At 61.7% G+C, this 14,827-nt stretch carries 12 protein-coding genes; 5 read left to right on the plus strand and 7 right to left on the minus strand.

All coding sequences use genetic code 11. From position 1 onward, the window contains the following. Positions 1–23: 23 nt before the first annotated feature. Positions 24–521: a metallophosphoesterase family protein gene (locus HNQ81_RS03230; protein ID WP_183348266.1), complete on the minus strand. Its 498-nt coding sequence runs from the start codon at positions 519–521 to the stop codon at positions 24–26. Between the two features lie 289 nt (positions 522–810). Here HNQ81_RS03230 and efp point away from each other — a divergent pair, with 289 nt between their 5' ends. From efp to HNQ81_RS03255, 5 genes are all read left to right on the plus strand, one after another. Continuing rightward, complete coding sequence (gene efp / locus HNQ81_RS03235; protein WP_183348267.1) at positions 811–1,374, plus strand: elongation factor P; 564 nt, start codon at positions 811–813, stop codon at positions 1,372–1,374. Positions 1,375–1,382: 8 nt separating this feature from the next. Further along, positions 1,383–2,303: an EF-P lysine aminoacylase EpmA gene (gene epmA / locus HNQ81_RS03240; protein WP_183348269.1), complete on the plus strand. Its 921-nt coding sequence runs from the start codon at positions 1,383–1,385 to the stop codon at positions 2,301–2,303. Between the two features lie 162 nt (positions 2,304–2,465). Next, positions 2,466–4,046 carry an XrtA system polysaccharide chain length determinant gene (locus HNQ81_RS03245; protein ID WP_183348270.1) on the plus strand — a complete coding sequence of 527 codons (1,581 nt, stop codon included), beginning with the start codon at positions 2,466–2,468 and terminating at the stop codon, positions 4,044–4,046. A gap of 26 nt (positions 4,047–4,072) precedes the next feature. Then, positions 4,073–4,999, plus strand: a complete 927-nt coding sequence (locus tag HNQ81_RS03250; RefSeq protein ID WP_183348271.1) for an ExeA family protein — start codon at positions 4,073–4,075, stop codon at positions 4,997–4,999. A 52-nt stretch (positions 5,000–5,051) separates the two neighbouring features. Beyond that, entirely contained in the window at positions 5,052–5,969 is a 918-nt protein-coding gene (locus HNQ81_RS03255) for a polysaccharide biosynthesis tyrosine autokinase (protein ID WP_183348272.1), read from the plus strand. Positions 5,970–6,387: 418 nt separating this feature from the next. Here the strand turns inward: HNQ81_RS03255 and HNQ81_RS03260 are convergent, their stop codons facing one another. The 6 genes from HNQ81_RS03260 to HNQ81_RS03285 form a co-directional block, all read right to left on the minus strand. Then, on the minus strand, positions 6,388–8,193 hold the full coding sequence (locus tag HNQ81_RS03260) for a YgiQ family radical SAM protein (RefSeq protein WP_183348273.1): 1,806 nt from the start codon (positions 8,191–8,193) through the stop codon (positions 6,388–6,390). Continuing rightward, complete coding sequence (lgt, locus tag HNQ81_RS03265; protein ID WP_183348274.1) at positions 8,193–9,041, minus strand: prolipoprotein diacylglyceryl transferase; 849 nt, start codon at positions 9,039–9,041, stop codon at positions 8,193–8,195. Before lgt ends, HNQ81_RS03260 begins: the two co-directional genes overlap by 1 nt. 14 nt (positions 9,042–9,055) lie before the next feature. Next, positions 9,056–10,945 carry a tRNA uridine-5-carboxymethylaminomethyl(34) synthesis enzyme MnmG gene (gene mnmG / locus HNQ81_RS03270; protein WP_183348275.1) on the minus strand — a complete coding sequence of 630 codons (1,890 nt, stop codon included), beginning with the start codon at positions 10,943–10,945 and terminating at the stop codon, positions 9,056–9,058. Next, complete coding sequence (locus tag HNQ81_RS03275) at positions 10,938–12,476, minus strand: TrkH family potassium uptake protein (RefSeq protein WP_183348276.1); 1,539 nt, start codon at positions 12,474–12,476, stop codon at positions 10,938–10,940. Before HNQ81_RS03275 ends, mnmG begins: the two co-directional genes overlap by 8 nt. 12 nt (positions 12,477–12,488) lie before the next feature. Further along, positions 12,489–13,832, minus strand: a complete 1,344-nt coding sequence (gene trkA, locus HNQ81_RS03280) for a Trk system potassium transporter TrkA (RefSeq protein WP_183348278.1) — start codon at positions 13,830–13,832, stop codon at positions 12,489–12,491. Positions 13,833–13,908: 76 nt separating this feature from the next. Further along, complete coding sequence (locus tag HNQ81_RS03285; RefSeq protein WP_183348280.1) at positions 13,909–14,742, minus strand: class I SAM-dependent methyltransferase; 834 nt, start codon at positions 14,740–14,742, stop codon at positions 13,909–13,911. Positions 14,743–14,827 lie beyond the last annotated feature (85 nt).

The raw sequence follows: 14,827 nt of genomic DNA on the forward strand, positions 1-14,827 counted from the left end.
AGGTTCCTGTCGCCAGAGGTTTTTCATAGATCGGCCGGCAATTCGTGCAGCGAAGCGGAGAGGCCATGCTCGTCAATCGTCAGCACCGCATAGGCGCCCATGGCCCCATGACGGCCGGTGCCCCTGAAACTGCCGGGATTGAGCAGTAGAATGCTGCCGATCTTCGTGCGCTGGGGAACATGGGTATGGCCGAAGATGATGCAGTCGACGGCCGGAAACAACTGCAGGAGCCGATCCTCGATCGTCTGTCTGTTGCCGGCCCCATGGCAGATGCCGATGGTAAACCGGCAGTATTTGACGATCTTGTGAGGCGGAAGCGCCGTCTGGGTGTCGATAGTGCACATATTGCCATGGACCGCATGGACCTCCTTGCCGGAAAAAGCCCGAAGAATCCGCCTGTCGATCAGATCGCCGGCATGAATGATAACCTGGCAGTGGGAAAACGCATGCCTGACCTGCCGTTGGAACAGGTCGGTGCACTCAGATATATGGGTGTCAGAAAGAACGCCGATGCGCAACATGATGGACGAACGCCTCCAGAAAAATAAAAAACGCATTATACCGGTTTGCCTCCCCGGGCCATAGGAAAAAACCTGATGAAGACAAAAGCCCTCATCCTGAAGAGATATCGGCCTGGAGACCGGCGGCAGACTTCCGGGAAATGATAATGATTGCGGAAAGCCGTCATGAAAAGTTATATTATAATATTTAACTCATCAAAACTGGATGTCCCATATATACCTACTCTCGAAGTGTGGGGACGTCTCATTATCCATTTTCGGCACGACCGAAACAGCACGGAGAACTGCGATGTACACTGCTTCCGACCTGCGCAAGGGCCTCAAGGTTCAGATTGACGGCAATCCCTATATCATTATCGATTTCGAATTCTCAAAGCCCGGCAAGGGTCAGGCCCTGTACCGGTGCAAGATGCGCAACATGATCAGCGGCAACCAGCTCGTCCAGACCTACCGCTCGGTCGACAAATTCGAGAAGGCCGACCTCGAAGAGCGGAAGATGCAGTATTTGTATAACCAGGAAGACGAGTACCATTTCATGGATACCGACAACTACGAACAGTTGTTCATCACCAGGGACCATCTCGGCGACAACGTCAATTTTCTGATCGACAATATGGAGGTCGAGGTGCTGTTCTTCAACGGCAAGGCCATCGATGTCAGCCTGCCTATTTTCGTCAATCTGGTGGTAACCCAGGCCGACCCATGGGCCAAGGGAGACACTTCCGGGACTGATACCAAACCGGTGACGGTGGAGACAGGGTACGTTCTCCAGGTGCCGCCCTTCGTCGAGGAGGGAGACAGGATTCAGATCGACACCCGTACCGGCGCCTACGTGACCAGGGTCAAGGAATAACCCCGGTCATGCTCGACCGCCAGGGGCTGCACCTCCGTGCGGCCCTTTTTGCTTCCATCCGCGATTTTTTCTCTTCCCGCGGCTTCCTCGAGGTCGATACCCCGCTGCGGCAGCCCGTCATCATCCCTGAGAGCAACATTGTCCCCCTCGCCGCCGAGGGCCAGTATCTGCAGACCTCGCCCGAGCTCTGCATGAAGCGCATTCTGGCCGCCGGCTGTGATAAAATCTTTCAGCTCTGCCCCTGTTTTCGCAAGGGTGAACGGGGCCGTTACCATCTCGAAGAGTTCACGATGCTGGAATGGTATCGCCTTCATGCCGATTATCGGCATCTGATGGACGACTGCGAATTCCTCCTCGCCGAGGTCGCCTTCGGCATGGCCAAAGATGGGGCGGGCACCGGGCCCGGGGGCGAAGACGGCGGGGGCGGGCGGTTCGACCTCGCAAGACCGTGGCCCCGCTTGTCCGTCGACGATGCCTTCCGCCGCTACAGCCCGTTGTCTCTGGAACGGAGCATGGCCGATGATTGCTTCGAGGAGATGCTGGTCGAACACGTCGAGCCGAAGCTTGGCTTTGTCAAACCACTGTTTCTCTACGATTATCCTGTCGAAATGGCTTCCCTGGCGCGGAAAAAACCTGGGGACCCGAACTGGGCGGAACGGTTTGAGCTGTATCTGCACGGGGTGGAACTGGCCAATGGCTATTCCGAGTTGACCGATGCCGGCGAACAACGGCAGCGCTTCGCCCGGGAGCTGACCCGGATCGAGGCGATGGGCGGCAGCCACGGCGGCATGCCGGAGCGCTTCCTCGCCGATCTCGAGCGGTTGCCGGCGGCAGCCGGCATAGCGCTGGGGGTGGATCGGCTGTTCATGCTGCTTGCCGGTTATGGTGAGATCGGCAGGGCGGTGCCCTTTGGTCCGGATGATTTCTGAGCAGTCCGTTCCCGACGATTTCAATACGGCCCGCCGGTTTGCCTTCAGAGAAAGAACAGTGGCGTGAACCCCTGCAAAGATGCTATCGTGCCATATGTTTATTGATGGACAGTGACTCCTGCCGTTTGTTTAATCGCCTGCCAACAAGGATGCTCAAGAACAATGGAACAACAACAGCATCAACAAATCAGAAAGTATCTCGATCTCTTCGTCCGCTGGAAGAGCTTTATCGTCGCGGCGATCCTGATCAGCCTCCCCGTCGGTCTCGCCGTGTATCTGACGACCCCCAAGGTGTATCAGTCCACTTCCCTGCTCAGTTATGAGCAGCGGTCGATCAACCCGAGTCAGAGTAGGTTGTCGCCGGATATGGCCTCCGCCATCCGCGATGTGGTCTCGACCTTGACCAAGATGGTGACCAGCCGGACCAATCTCGAAAACGTTATCACCACCCTCGATCTTTATCCCGAGATGCGGCAGAGACTGCCGATGGAAGATGTCATCGATATGATGCGCAAGAATATCGAAATCGTACCGATGAATCAGGGGGATATCTTCGAGATCCGCTATTCCGGTGGTAAGCCTGACAAGGTCGTCAAGGTCACCAATGCCCTGGCCGCCAAATTCATCGAAGAGAACCTCAAATTCCGGGCAGAGCGGGCCACCGAAACCTCAGCCTATGCCAGTGACGAGCTGGAGATGGCCAAGACGGTCATGGATCGGAAAGATGCGATCATGCGCGACTATAAGCTCAAACATTACAATGAACTGCCGGAGCACCGACAGACCAATGTGTCACGCCTGATCGCTCTGCAGGAACAGTACCAGGCCAAGCAGGAGAGCATTCAGGATCTCGAGAAGACGGCGGCCCTGGTCCAAGATCAGATAACTAACCTCCGCAGAATGATAACGTCCCAGACCGATCTGCTCGCGGCCGACGACACGAACTGGGCTGCCGGGGGGGGAATGCAGGACAGTTTGATCGAGCTCAGGGAAGTGTTGAAGAATCTCCAACTCAAGTACACGGAAAATCATCCGGAGGTCAAGCGAACCAAAAAGCGGATTGCCCGATTAGAACAAGAACTCGCGAATGGTGGAGGACAGCAGGCAGGGATTGGAGACGGTCCATCGGCACTGTCGCCGGATTCAACTGATCCGATCCTCCTTCAACTCAAGACCCAACTGAAGAACATCCAACTGAGTATCCGAAATATCGAAGCAGAGAAAGAATCGCTGAGAAAAAGCATATCCCAGTACGAGGAGTGGGTCGCTGCCGCGCCGGTACGCGAGGCGGAGTGGTCGGCCCTGACCCGCGAGTATGGCGAGTTGAAACGGCATTACGATATGCTCGTGTCTTCGGATCTCCAGGCCAAGTCGATGCTCAACCTCGAAAAACAACAGAAGGGCAGCCAGTTCAAGATCGTCGATTCCGCCCGGGTCCCGGAAAAGCCGATCAAGCCCGATTTTGTCAAGATCCTAGCCGTGACACTGTTCTGCAGTCTTGGCCTCGGTTTCGGCGTTCCCTTCGTCTGGGATTTCCTCGATCCGTCGTTCCGCGACCAGAACGACATCGAGACCTATCTCGGGGTGCCGGTCCTGTGCACCATTCCCCTGATCGAAACCGAACGCGAGAAAACCTGGGGCCGGAGAAAGTTCCAGATCGGGTTGCTGGCCGCGGTCGCAGCCTGTGCGGCGATCGCCGTGCTCTTTGCCTATTGCTGGCGGCGAGGCCTGATCGTCGTCTAGCCGGTACCATACTTCAGGAAGCCGCCATGTATCGACAACACTTTGGTCTGCTGCACAAGCCGTTTGAGCTGGTTCCCGATGCCGGGACCCTCTTCCTGAGCGAATCGCACAAGGAGGCCCTGTCGGTGCTGCGCTATGGTGTCGTCGCCAACAAGGGCTTTCTGGTTCTGACCGGCGGCATCGGTACCGGCAAGACCACGCTGGTCAATGTCCTGGCGGCAGGTCTCGATTGCCCGCACCACCTCTGCGTGCTGTCCAACCCCACCCTGGAAATCGCCGATTTCTACTATTATCTGGCATCGAAGCTGGAATTGCCGTTCGATGGCAACAAGGCCAAATTCCTGATCCTGTTTTCCCGGTTCATCGAGAACTGCCGGAAAGAGCAGCGCCGGGTCCTGCTGATTTTCGACGAGGCCCATGCCCTGCCGTTCGAGCTCTTTCAGGAAATCCGCTTCCTCGCCAATCTGCCGCCGGAGGATCAGGTCGCCCTCAGCATCTTCCTGATCGGTCAGCCGGAACTGCTCGACCGTCTGACCGACGAGCGACTGCTCCCGCTCCGGCAACGTGTCGCCATCCGCTTCCATATCGAACCCCTGTCGATGGACGACACCCGGGAGTACATTTTCTTCCGCCTTGAACGGGCCGGGGCGGTGAGGAGGCAGCTCTTTACCGAAAAGGCGTTGGAACTCATTCACCAGGCGACGGGAGGCAACCCCCGGCTGATCAACATCCTTTGCGACAACGCGCTCGTCAGCGCCTTTGCCGCCGATGCCCTGGTGATCGACGACGCAATCATCCGCTCCTGTGTCGCCGAGTTGGCGATCCCGGGAGAGCAGGCGTCTTTTTCGCTGCCTCAACCTGACCGACGGATGAAACCAGGATGGATTGCCGCCGGCATCGCCCTTCTTGCGGCTATGGGCCTTGGGCTGTATCTTGCGTATACCAACGGATAAATTCAACAATGGCAGCGCCTGATCTTATAGCGGGCTTGAACTGGAGAACAGCATGGGAAAATTTACGCAGGCCCTCGAGAAATCGGGAGCTGGCACTACCACTACAGAAGAACGGCGTGATGCGGAACAGCGCGATACGGAAAATCGCGGTGTAGCACGGGCTGCTGTCGAGCCGCGGGCGGAAGTGCAGACTGCTGCGCCTGCGACGACGCGACCATCAGGCCGATCAACGCCGCAGCCTTCCGGCCGGTGGGATGAACGGCTCAGCCAGGCCGTGAGTTTCTCGACCGAGACGGCCGAATCGTTTCGGGTCCTGCGCTCGCGGATTCTTCATCCCGATACCGGTACCGCCCCGTGCCGCACCATTATGGTGACGTCGACCGCCCCGAAGGAGGGGAAAAGTTTTGTCGCCGCCAACCTCGGCATCGTCATGGCCCAGGGGGTTGATGATCAGGCCCTGCTCGTCGATTGCGACCTGCGTCGGCCGATGCTGGCCAGTCTCTTCGGCCTGTCCCAACAGCAGGGGCTGTCCACCTTTCTGCAGACCGGGGGCGATATCGCCGACCTGATCGTCACAACCTCAATCAATAAGTTGAGCATCCTGCCAAGCGGCAAGCCACCCGTCAACCCGGCGGAGCTGCTCGGCTCGGCCCGGATGGACGGGCTGATCCGGGAGCTGGCGGAGGGATACGATGACCGCTTCGTGATCTTCGACACCCCGCCGATCCTCGCCGCCTCGGAGGTCATTGTGCTGGCGCAGAAGATCGACGGGGTGGTGCTGGTCGTGCGCCAGGGTGCCTCGAGCCGGACCCAGATCAGGAAAATCATCGACCTGATCGGCAAGGACAAGGTCATCGGCATCGTCTTCAACGGCTATGAACGCCGCTACCTCGAGGAGAAGATGCTCGGGCAGTATACCTACTACGGTTCCTATGATAAAACGGACACAGCCCAGCCTGGAGTAAAATGAAGGTCTGAACACCTTGCCATCTCGACCTTACCCGGCTGCCATTTCGACCTTTGCCCGCTGTTATCACGACCTTTGCCCGCTGCCATCACGACCTTTGCCCGCTGCCATCACGACCTTTGTCCGCTGTCATCTCGACCTACCCCCATTGTCATCTCGACCGGAGGGAGAGATCTTAAACAGCCCCTGGAGCAATTTTCAGCAGTAAAAAACAAGATTTCTCGCTTCGCTTCGAAATGACAGAGGGGGCGTGATCCCATCCTTCGCCCTACCGGGAACAACGAGATTTCTCGCTATCGCTCGAAATGACAGGAAAAAAGGTCGAAATGTCAGGGGTGGGTCGAAAAGACAGGGAAAAAGTAGAAATGACAGGGAGAAAGGAGCAAACACGATATCATTTCCGGTCGCGGGGGTGAAGTCGTCACCCCCGCGGTTTTCGGCGTGCCGGTCCTGCAGTTCTCAGATATTCCCTCTCGATGATCTCCCGCTGTTTTTTCCGCTCACTGCTATTTTTCGGCACGGTCAACGGTGCTTTGGTGTCGCGGCGGCGGCCGGTGACGTACATCGCGGTGGAGATCGTCCCCGGGGTCGGGGTGAAGTCCTGAAAGGCGCGGACCTGGAGGTCGAGGGCCCGCAGATCGTTGACCAGCTGCCGGACCTGGCGCTCGCTGCAGCCGGGATGGGCGGTGATGATATAGGGCGAAAACCGCAGATCCCGGCCGAGCTCGCCGGCAATCCGGCGGCAGGTCCGGATAAATTGGCGCAGCACGGCGTGCGGTTCCTTGTGCATCAGGGTAAGCAAGTCGGCATCGGTATGCTCCGGGGCGATCTTCAGCGCCCCCGGGGTATGGCGCTTTATGATCCGCCGCAACAGGGCCGGGGTCTTGAGCAGCAGTTCCATCCGCAGGCCGGAGGAGATGAAGACGTGTTCGACGCCGGCAACCCTGGCGACCTCGTGCAGCAGCTGCAGAAACTCCGCTTCCGCCACCTGGAGCTTGGGGCAGACCCGCGGGTAGAGGCAGTCGTTTCTGGCGCAGCCGCCGATCGCGCAGCTGGTGCCCCAGAGATTGGCGGTCGGCCCGCCGAGGTCGCTGATGGTTCCGCCGAAATCGGCCATCGCGCTCAGCTGTTGGGCCTCGCTGACGATCGACTCCCGGCTGCGGCTGATGACCTTCGGTCCCTGGTGCCTGGTGATCGCGCAGAACGAACAGTTGCCGGAGCAGCCGCGGACAATGGTGATCGAATCGCGGATCATCCGGTAGGCCGGGATGTCGGGGGCGGCGGGATGGGGCCGGCGGCTGAAGGGCAGGGCATAGAGGGCATCGAGTTCGCGGCTGTCGAGCGGGGCGGCCGGCGGATACTGGAGCACCCAGTGGCTCTGCTGGCGCTGGAGCACGATCGTGCCGGCGGCGGCCCGGGCATGGCGGTCGAGCTCCAGTTCCTGGTCGAGGAACAGGGCGGGATCGCGGCCGATGTCGGCCCATGACGGCAGGACCAGGTAAGGATCGCCCGGAGCGCCGGTGAAATCGGGCAGCTCCTGCTGCAGTTCTTTTTCGCTCAGGCGGCGGCAGGTGCCGGGGATTCCGTCCGGGATTGCCTCGCCGCCTGCGATCCGCTCGGCGATCTCCAGTACCGCCCTCTCCCCCATCCCATACACCAGCAGATCGGCCTTGGCGTCGGTCAGGCACGAGGCCCGCAGCTTGTCCTGCTTGTAGTCGTAGTGGATGAAGCGGCGCAGCGAGGCCTCGATCCCGCCCAGGACCAGCGGTGTCGCGCCGAAGGCGGCGCGGGCCAGCTGGGCATAGAGCAGGACGGCGCGATCGGGGCGGCGGCGGTTGGCCCGCGACCGTTCCTCCCCGCGCCAGGGGTTGCCGGCCGGGGAAAAGGCGTCGAAGTCCCTGACCTTGCCATTGCCGGAATAGTTGGCGACGATCGAATCGAGGTTGCCGCCGGTGATGCCGCAGAACAGGCGGGGCGGCGGGAACTGGCGAAAATCGTCGGGCCGGTCGTAGCGCGGCTGCGGCAGGATCGCCACCCGATAGCCCCGGCTGTCGAGGAGCCGGGCGATCAGGGCGACGCCGAAGGAGGGGTGATCGACGTAGGCGTCGCCGGTGACAAGGAGGATGTCGAGCTCGTCCCAGCCCCGCCGTCGGCATTCCTCCCAGTTGATCGGCAGGGGGCGGCGGTCGTCGGCATGGGTGACCGTGGGCTGCGGCGTCGACAGCATCAGGGACGTTTCCGATCGGAAGCGACGGCAACCGATCCCCCCCTGTTCTTCTCCTGCCGGACCCGCAACAGCCAGAGAAGCAGGCCGGCGATCACCATGATCAGGCTGAGGCTCTGGCCCATCGTCACCAGTCCGAACAGAAAACCGATCTGCGGATCGGGCTCCCGGAACTGCTCGACCACCATCCTGAATATCCCATAGGCGACAAGGAACAGGGCAAGAACGCTGCCGTGCGGCCAGCCCGGCCGCCGCTGCCACGGTCGGCCCTTGACCGCCCACAGCAGTACAAACAGTACGACTCCTTCGAGCAGGGCCTCGTAGAGCTGGGAGGGGTGGCGCGCCACCGGGCCGCCGTCGGCGAAGACCACGCCCCAGGGCGCAGCGGTCGGCCGACCGAACAGCTCGCCGTTGATGAAATTGCCGAGCCGGCCCAGGCCCAGACCGATGGGGATCGTGGCGCCATAGATGTCGGCGCCCTTCCAGAAATCGAGCCCATAGCGGCGGCAGAACAGCCAGCCGCTGATGATCAACATGATACAGGCGCCGTGGAACGACATCCCTCCCTCCCAGGTGGCGAGGATCTCCAGGGGATGGCGGAGGTAGTAGCCCGGGTTGTAGAACAGGACGTAGCCCAGGCGGCCGCCGATGATCACCGACAGGATCAGGACGAGGTTGAGGTTTTCAAAATGCTTTCCCAACTCCGTGTAGTGGTGGCGGCGGATCTGGTGCCGCACCAGGAAGTAGCTGGCGGTGAAGCCGAGGACGTACATCAGGCCGTACCAGCGGATCTGCAGCGGGCCGAGGGTGAGGAAAACCGGGTCGAGAGTGTGGACGAAGGGTGTCGGCATGGTGAATGAAGGGTTCAGTTCTGGGCCTTGAGCCGTTTGATGTGGACCTGCAGCACGGAAATGGCGGCCGGCGTGATCCCGGAAATGCGGGAGGCCTGGCCGAGCGAGCGCGGCCGCACCCGGCTGAGCTTCTCGACGACCTCGTTCGACAGGCCGGACAGGGCCTTGTAGTTTATGTCGTCGGGCAGCAGCAGCGATTCCATCTTGCGGAAACGCTCCACCTGTTCATGCTGCCGCTCGATATAACCGGCGAATTTGATCTGCAGCTGGATCTCGTCTTTGACCGGCGATTGCGCCAGCGCCGCGACATCCTGCTGTTCGGCGGGATCGAGCGGCAGGGCGGCGAGGTCGGCGATCGTCAGGCCGGGCCGCCGCAGCAGCTCGGTCAGACTGTTCTTCTGCTTGATCGCGGTCTGGCCCAGCGCCGCCAGCGCCGCGTTGACCGCGGCCGTCGGTTTGACGGCAACGGCGTCGAGCAGGGTCATGCCCGCCGCCATCCCCTCCTCCTTGTGGAGAAAGCGCTTATAGGACTCGTCGTCGAGCAGGCCGACCCCATGGCCGATCCGGCTGAGCCGGGTGTCGGCGTTGTCCTCCCGCAGCAGCAGCCGGTATTCGGCCCGGGAGGTGAAGAGGCGGTACGGTTCTTTGGTGCCGCAGGTCACCAGGTCGTCGATCAGGACCCCGATGTAGGCCTGGGAGCGGTCGAGGACCAGCGGCTCCTTGCCCTGGATGTAGCGGACGGCGTTGATCCCGGCCATCAGGCCCTGGGCGGCGGCCTCCTCGTAGCCGGAGGTGCCGTTGATCTGGCCGGCGAGGTAGAGACCCTCGAGCCGTTTGGTCGCCAGCGACGGGTGCAGTTCCAGCGGGTCGACATAGTCATATTCGATGGCGTAGCCGGGACGGATGATCTGGGCCCGCTCCAACCCCTTGATGCTGTGGACCATCGCGGTCTGGGTGGCGAGCGGCAGGCTGGTCGGCAGGCCGTTGGGGTAGACCTCGACCGTGTCCAGCCCCTCCGGTTCGAGAAAGATCTGGTGCCGCCCCTTCTCCGGGAAGCGCATGACCTTGTCCTCGACCGACGGGCAGTAGCGGGCGCCGATCCCTTCGATGACGCCGGCATACATCGGCGACTGGTCGATGCCCCGGCGGATGATCTCGTGGGTCCGCTCGTTGGTGTAGGTGATGTGGCAGGGCAGCTGCGGCAGGGTGTAGCGGCCACTGGAGGCAAAGGAGAAATGGGCCGGCGGGTCGTCGCTGTACTGGGCCTCGAGTTCCGAGTAGTCGATGGAATGGGCCGCCAGCCGCGGGACGGTGCCGGTCTTCATCCGGCCGACGGTGAAGCCCTGGTCCTTGAACCAGGCGGCGAGCCGGGTCGAGGGGGCGTCGCCCAGCCGCCCGGCGGCAAAGTTCTTCAGGCCGATGTGGACCAGGCCGTTGAGAAAGGTGCCGGTGGCGACCACGACCGCCCGGACCCGGATCTCCTGGTCGATCGAGGTCCGGAGGCCGACGATGCGGCCGTTGGCGACCAGCAGGCTGTCGACCGTGGCCTGGCAGAGAGTCAGGTTGGGCTGGTTCTCCAGCACCGCCTTCATCCGCAGGCGGTAGAGCAGGCGGTCGGCCTGGGCCCGTGACGAGCGGACGGCCGGGCCCTTGCTGGTGTTGAGGCGGCGGAACTGGATGGAGGTGGCGTCGATGTTCTTCGCCATTTCGCCGCCGAGGGCGTCGATCTCCCGCACCAGGTGGCCCTTGGCCAGGCCGCCGATCGCCGGGTTGCAGGACATGGCGCCGATGGTGTCGGCGTTGATGATGGCGACGAAGGTGCGGCAACCCATCCGGGCGGCGGCCAGGGCCGCTTCGCAGCCGGCATGGCCGGCGCCGATGACGGCGATATCATACTCATTCATGGAGGTTGTCTTTCGATGTGGTGATTCGGGCAGCAGGACCCGATTGCCTGTTGTCCAGGGAGAAGGTGCGAAGGGACGGCTTGCGCGCCATCCGCCAGAAGACCGGCGTCAACAGCACGACGACGGTGTAGAGTTCGAGCCGGCCGGCCAGCATGCAGACGATCAGGATAATCTTGGCCAGCTCCGGCAGGGTGCTGAAATTCTGGGTCGGGCCGACGATCTTGAAGCCGGGGCCGACATTGCTGAGGGTGGTGATGACCGCACTGGTGCCGGTGAGGATATCGACTCCGGTGGCGGTGACGACGATACTGGCCAGGAAAAAGAAGACCAGGTAGAGGGCGAAGAAGCCGAGGATGGCGATCAGGATCTCCTGGGGCACCCGTATCGCCCCCAGCTTGATGGTCTGCACCTGGTGCGGATGAACGAGACGGCGGAGCTGGAGCAGGGCGTATTTGAACAGCAGCAGGATCCGCACGCTCTTGATCCCGCCGGAGGTGGAGCCGGCGCAGCCGCCGATGAACATCAGGACGACGATGACCATCAGGCACACCGGCGGCCAGAGATCGTAGTCGGCGGTGCCGTAGCCGGTGGTGGTGACGAGGGAAGCGACAATGAACATCGCGTCGCGGAAATTTCCGAGGATATCATGGACCGGATCGGCCACGGTGACGGCGACTGTGATGATCAGGGTCGAGACGAAAACGATGGCAAGATAGAAGCGCAGCTCCTCATTCTTGAAAACGGTCCGGAAGTTGCCGGTCATGGCATGAAAATGGAGGGTGAAGTTGATCCCGGCGAGCAGCATGAAGACGATGATCACCCCCTCGACGTAGGGCGATTCGAAGTAGGCGATGCTTGCGGTATGGGTCGAAAAGCCGCCGGTGGCGAGCGTCGTCAGCGAGTGGCAGACGGCGTCGAAAAAGCCGATCCCCCCGGCCATGAGGAGAATCGTCTCCACCAGGGTGAAGAAGACATAGACGGTCCAGAGGATCCGGGCCGTCCCCTGGATGCGGGGGGCCAGCCGGTCCTTCGTGGGGCCGGGCATCTCGGCATGGAACAGCTGGGTGCCGCCGACCTTCAGCAGCGGCATGACGGCGATCGTCAGGACGATGATCCCCATGCCGCCGAGCCACTGGGTCAGGGAGCGCCAGAACAGCAGACTGTTCGGCAGGTCTTCGACGGTGACGAGGATCGTCGAGCCGGTGGTGGTGAACCCCGACATCGCCTCGAAATAGCTGTCGACAAAGGACGGGATCTCGCCGGAAACAGTGTAGGGGAGGGCGCCCAGGAAGGCCATCGCCAGCCAGCTCAGGGTGACGATGGCGAAGCCCTCGCGGTAGCCGAGGTCTTCCTCCGGCGGAAAGAGCAGCAGCAGCAGACCGCCGCTGCCGGCGCCGATCAGCGACGACAGCACGAAGGACCGGAGCATCCCGTCGTCGTAGTAGAGCGAAAAGGGAATCGGCACGATGAGGGTCAGGGACAGCAGCATCAGCAGCTTGCCCAGCAGGTTGAGTACACCGCTCGTCCGCATTGCCTGTTCTTCCTATTCGAAGTACTGCTCGAGCACTTTCACGGCGTCGCGGGTGAAGAAGACGACGAGATTGTCATCCGCCTGGACCCGGGTATTGCCGGAGGGAATGAGGATCTTCCGCCCCCTGACGATGGCGCCGATGATCGCCCCCTTCGGGAAGTCGAGATCCTTGAGGGCGACATTCTCAAAATTGCGGTTCATCGGCACCTTGATCTCCATCGCCTCGGCATCGCTGTTCATGATCGTGGCGACGGTCCCGACCGCTCCCCGGCGAACGAAGCGCAGGATCATGCTGGCGGCGACCTGGCGGGAGGAGAGGGCGATGTCGATGCCAAGCGAGCCGAGCAGTGGCACGAAATCGTGGCGGGTGATCTTGGTGATGCACTTTCTGGCGCCATGATATTTGGCGAGAAGACTCGACATGATGTTGTTCGAGTCGTCACTGGTCAGCGAGATCACCAGGTCGGCCTGGTCGATCCCCTCGTCGAGCAGGTCATGGGAGTCGAGCCCGTCGATGTTGAGGACGGTCGTCCGCCCCAGGTTTTCGGAGAGGAACTCGCAGCGCTGGCGGTTGTTTTCGACCAGAAAGACCTCGATGTTGAGGTCTTCCAGGGCCCGGGCGACGGCATAGCCGATCCGGCCGCCGCCGATGATGAAGACCTTGTGCGGGGTCCGGCTGCTGAGGTGGAAGAATTTCTCGACCCGGAAGATGTCCTCGCGCCTGACCATGATGTAAATCTTGTCGCCGGCCTCGATGGCATCGTCGCCGCGGGGGATGATGGTGTCCTTGCCGCGGATGATCGCGGTCATGATGAAGTTATGGGAACCGTGGACCTTCATCAGTTTGTTCAGCGTCATGCCGAGGCGGGGATTGCCCGCCTTGATCTGGTAACCGAGCAGCATCAGGCGGCCGTCGGCGAACTTGGCCATGTCGAAGGCGGCGGAGATGTGGCAGAGGCTGACGATTTCATCGGTCATCGCCTGGTCCGGGCTGATGATCATGTCGATGTCCAGGACCTTCGTGTCGGGGAACATGCCCTCTTCGAGAAAGTCCTGGTTGCGGACCCGGGCGATCCGGGTCTTGACGTTGTACTGGCTGGACATGATGCAGGCGATCAGGTTGACCTCGTCGCTGTCGGTGACGGCGATGAACAGGTCGGTCTTGGCGATCCCGGCCTCGGCGAGGATCCGGGCCGAGGCGCCGCTGCCGTGGATGGTCATGATGTTGAGATCGCGTTCGATCCGCTTGAGCTTCTTCTCGTCGGTGTCGATCAGGACGACGTCCTGGTTTTCCAGCGAGAACCGCTCGCAGATATGAAATCCGACCTGTCCGGCGCCGACGATTATGATACGCATGGGTGGAGACCTCGGGCGGCAGCGGCCGGGCCAGGGTTGGCGCCCTGCGGCCGGGAGGATGAACGATACAGCGGCATCATCGTTTCTTGTCCCACCAGATGCAGGCCCATTGCGGGCGGAAGCCGCGGTCGACAACGATCCGGCCATCGTCGCCGGGGCGGCTTTTTTGCGCCAGGTGCAGGCGGAGGGCCGATTCCTCCGCGGGCGACATGTCCCTGATCATCCAGCGATAGGAGTCCATGGCTTCGTCAAGATCGGCAAACGCCGTCTCCCGGTCAAGGCCGATGATGTCGACATTGGCATGGATCCCCATGGAGTAGAGGGTGTTGAGGACGTAGATGTAATCCGGTCCGCACTCGAACGGCCGGCCGACGGCGGCAAAGGCCTCGGGGTCGAAGGGCGTCGGGGCGATCCGGTCGACGATGATGACCAACTCCGCGGCATAATCGTCGAGACGCTGCAGGGCCGACCTGAGGTCGGCGACGGCCAGGGAGCGGGAGGCGATGGCGATATCGTGCCGCTGTATGCCCAGCGACGCCCAGTCGTCCTCCCAGCCGGCCTGGATGGTCGTGATGTTGGTGATGTCCGCCGCGGCTGCCATCTGCCTCAGGGCGGTCAGCATGCCGGCGGAAAAATCGATCGCGGTGACCGCGCTGACCTGCCTGGCGATCGGCAGGGCGAGGGTGCCCGAGCCGCAGCCGACATCGAGGACCGTCGCCGTCGGGGCCAGGGGGATATGGGCCAGGACCAGCGAGGCGAAGGGGGAGGACTGATTGCGGGCAGCGAAGGAAACGGCTTTTTTGTCCCAGTCGGCGGCGCTGCTGTTGCTCCATGATTTCCTGGAGCGGGCGTTGCGCCAGAGCTGGTCCCAGTCGAGGGCGGAGTAGGTGGCAAGGGGGTCTGCAGTCATAGGTTTTTTATGGGGACAACGGATGGCAACGAAGGGGGCGACAGGGAGTGGGTTCCCGGCATTGAGACGGAAAAACTGCACTCAA

Origin of the sequence: Desulfoprunum benzoelyticum, assembly GCF_014201505.1 — a bacterium.
Lineage (GTDB): Bacteria > Desulfobacterota > Desulfobulbia > Desulfobulbales > Desulfocapsaceae > Desulfoprunum > Desulfoprunum benzoelyticum.

What these genes read in the sequence shown, in the direction of transcription:
- HNQ81_RS03245 (WP_183348270.1), top strand. Translation starts at nt 2,466, where the DNA reads ATGGAACAACAACAGCATCAACAAATCAGAAAGTATCTCGATCTCTTC.
- mnmG (WP_183348275.1), bottom strand. Translation starts at nt 10,945, where the DNA reads ATGAATGAGTATGATATCGCCGTCATCGGCGCCGGCCATGCCGGCTGC.
- HNQ81_RS03285 (WP_183348280.1), bottom strand. Translation starts at nt 14,742, where the DNA reads ATGACTGCAGACCCCCTTGCCACCTACTCCGCCCTCGACTGGGACCAG.
- HNQ81_RS03275 (WP_183348276.1), bottom strand. Translation starts at nt 12,476, where the DNA reads ATGCGGACGAGCGGTGTACTCAACCTGCTGGGCAAGCTGCTGATGCTG.
- HNQ81_RS03230 (WP_183348266.1), bottom strand. Translation starts at nt 521, where the DNA reads ATGTTGCGCATCGGCGTTCTTTCTGACACCCATATATCTGAGTGCACC.
- HNQ81_RS03255 (WP_183348272.1), top strand. Translation starts at nt 5,052, where the DNA reads ATGGGAAAATTTACGCAGGCCCTCGAGAAATCGGGAGCTGGCACTACC.
- efp (WP_183348267.1), top strand. Translation starts at nt 811, where the DNA reads ATGTACACTGCTTCCGACCTGCGCAAGGGCCTCAAGGTTCAGATTGAC.
- HNQ81_RS03250 (WP_183348271.1), top strand. Translation starts at nt 4,073, where the DNA reads ATGTATCGACAACACTTTGGTCTGCTGCACAAGCCGTTTGAGCTGGTT.
- lgt (WP_183348274.1), bottom strand. Translation starts at nt 9,041, where the DNA reads ATGCCGACACCCTTCGTCCACACTCTCGACCCGGTTTTCCTCACCCTC.
- epmA (WP_183348269.1), top strand. Translation starts at nt 1,383, where the DNA reads ATGCTCGACCGCCAGGGGCTGCACCTCCGTGCGGCCCTTTTTGCTTCC.
- trkA (WP_183348278.1), bottom strand. Translation starts at nt 13,832, where the DNA reads ATGCGTATCATAATCGTCGGCGCCGGACAGGTCGGATTTCATATCTGC.
- HNQ81_RS03260 (WP_183348273.1), bottom strand. Translation starts at nt 8,193, where the DNA reads ATGCTGTCGACGCCGCAGCCCACGGTCACCCATGCCGACGACCGCCGC.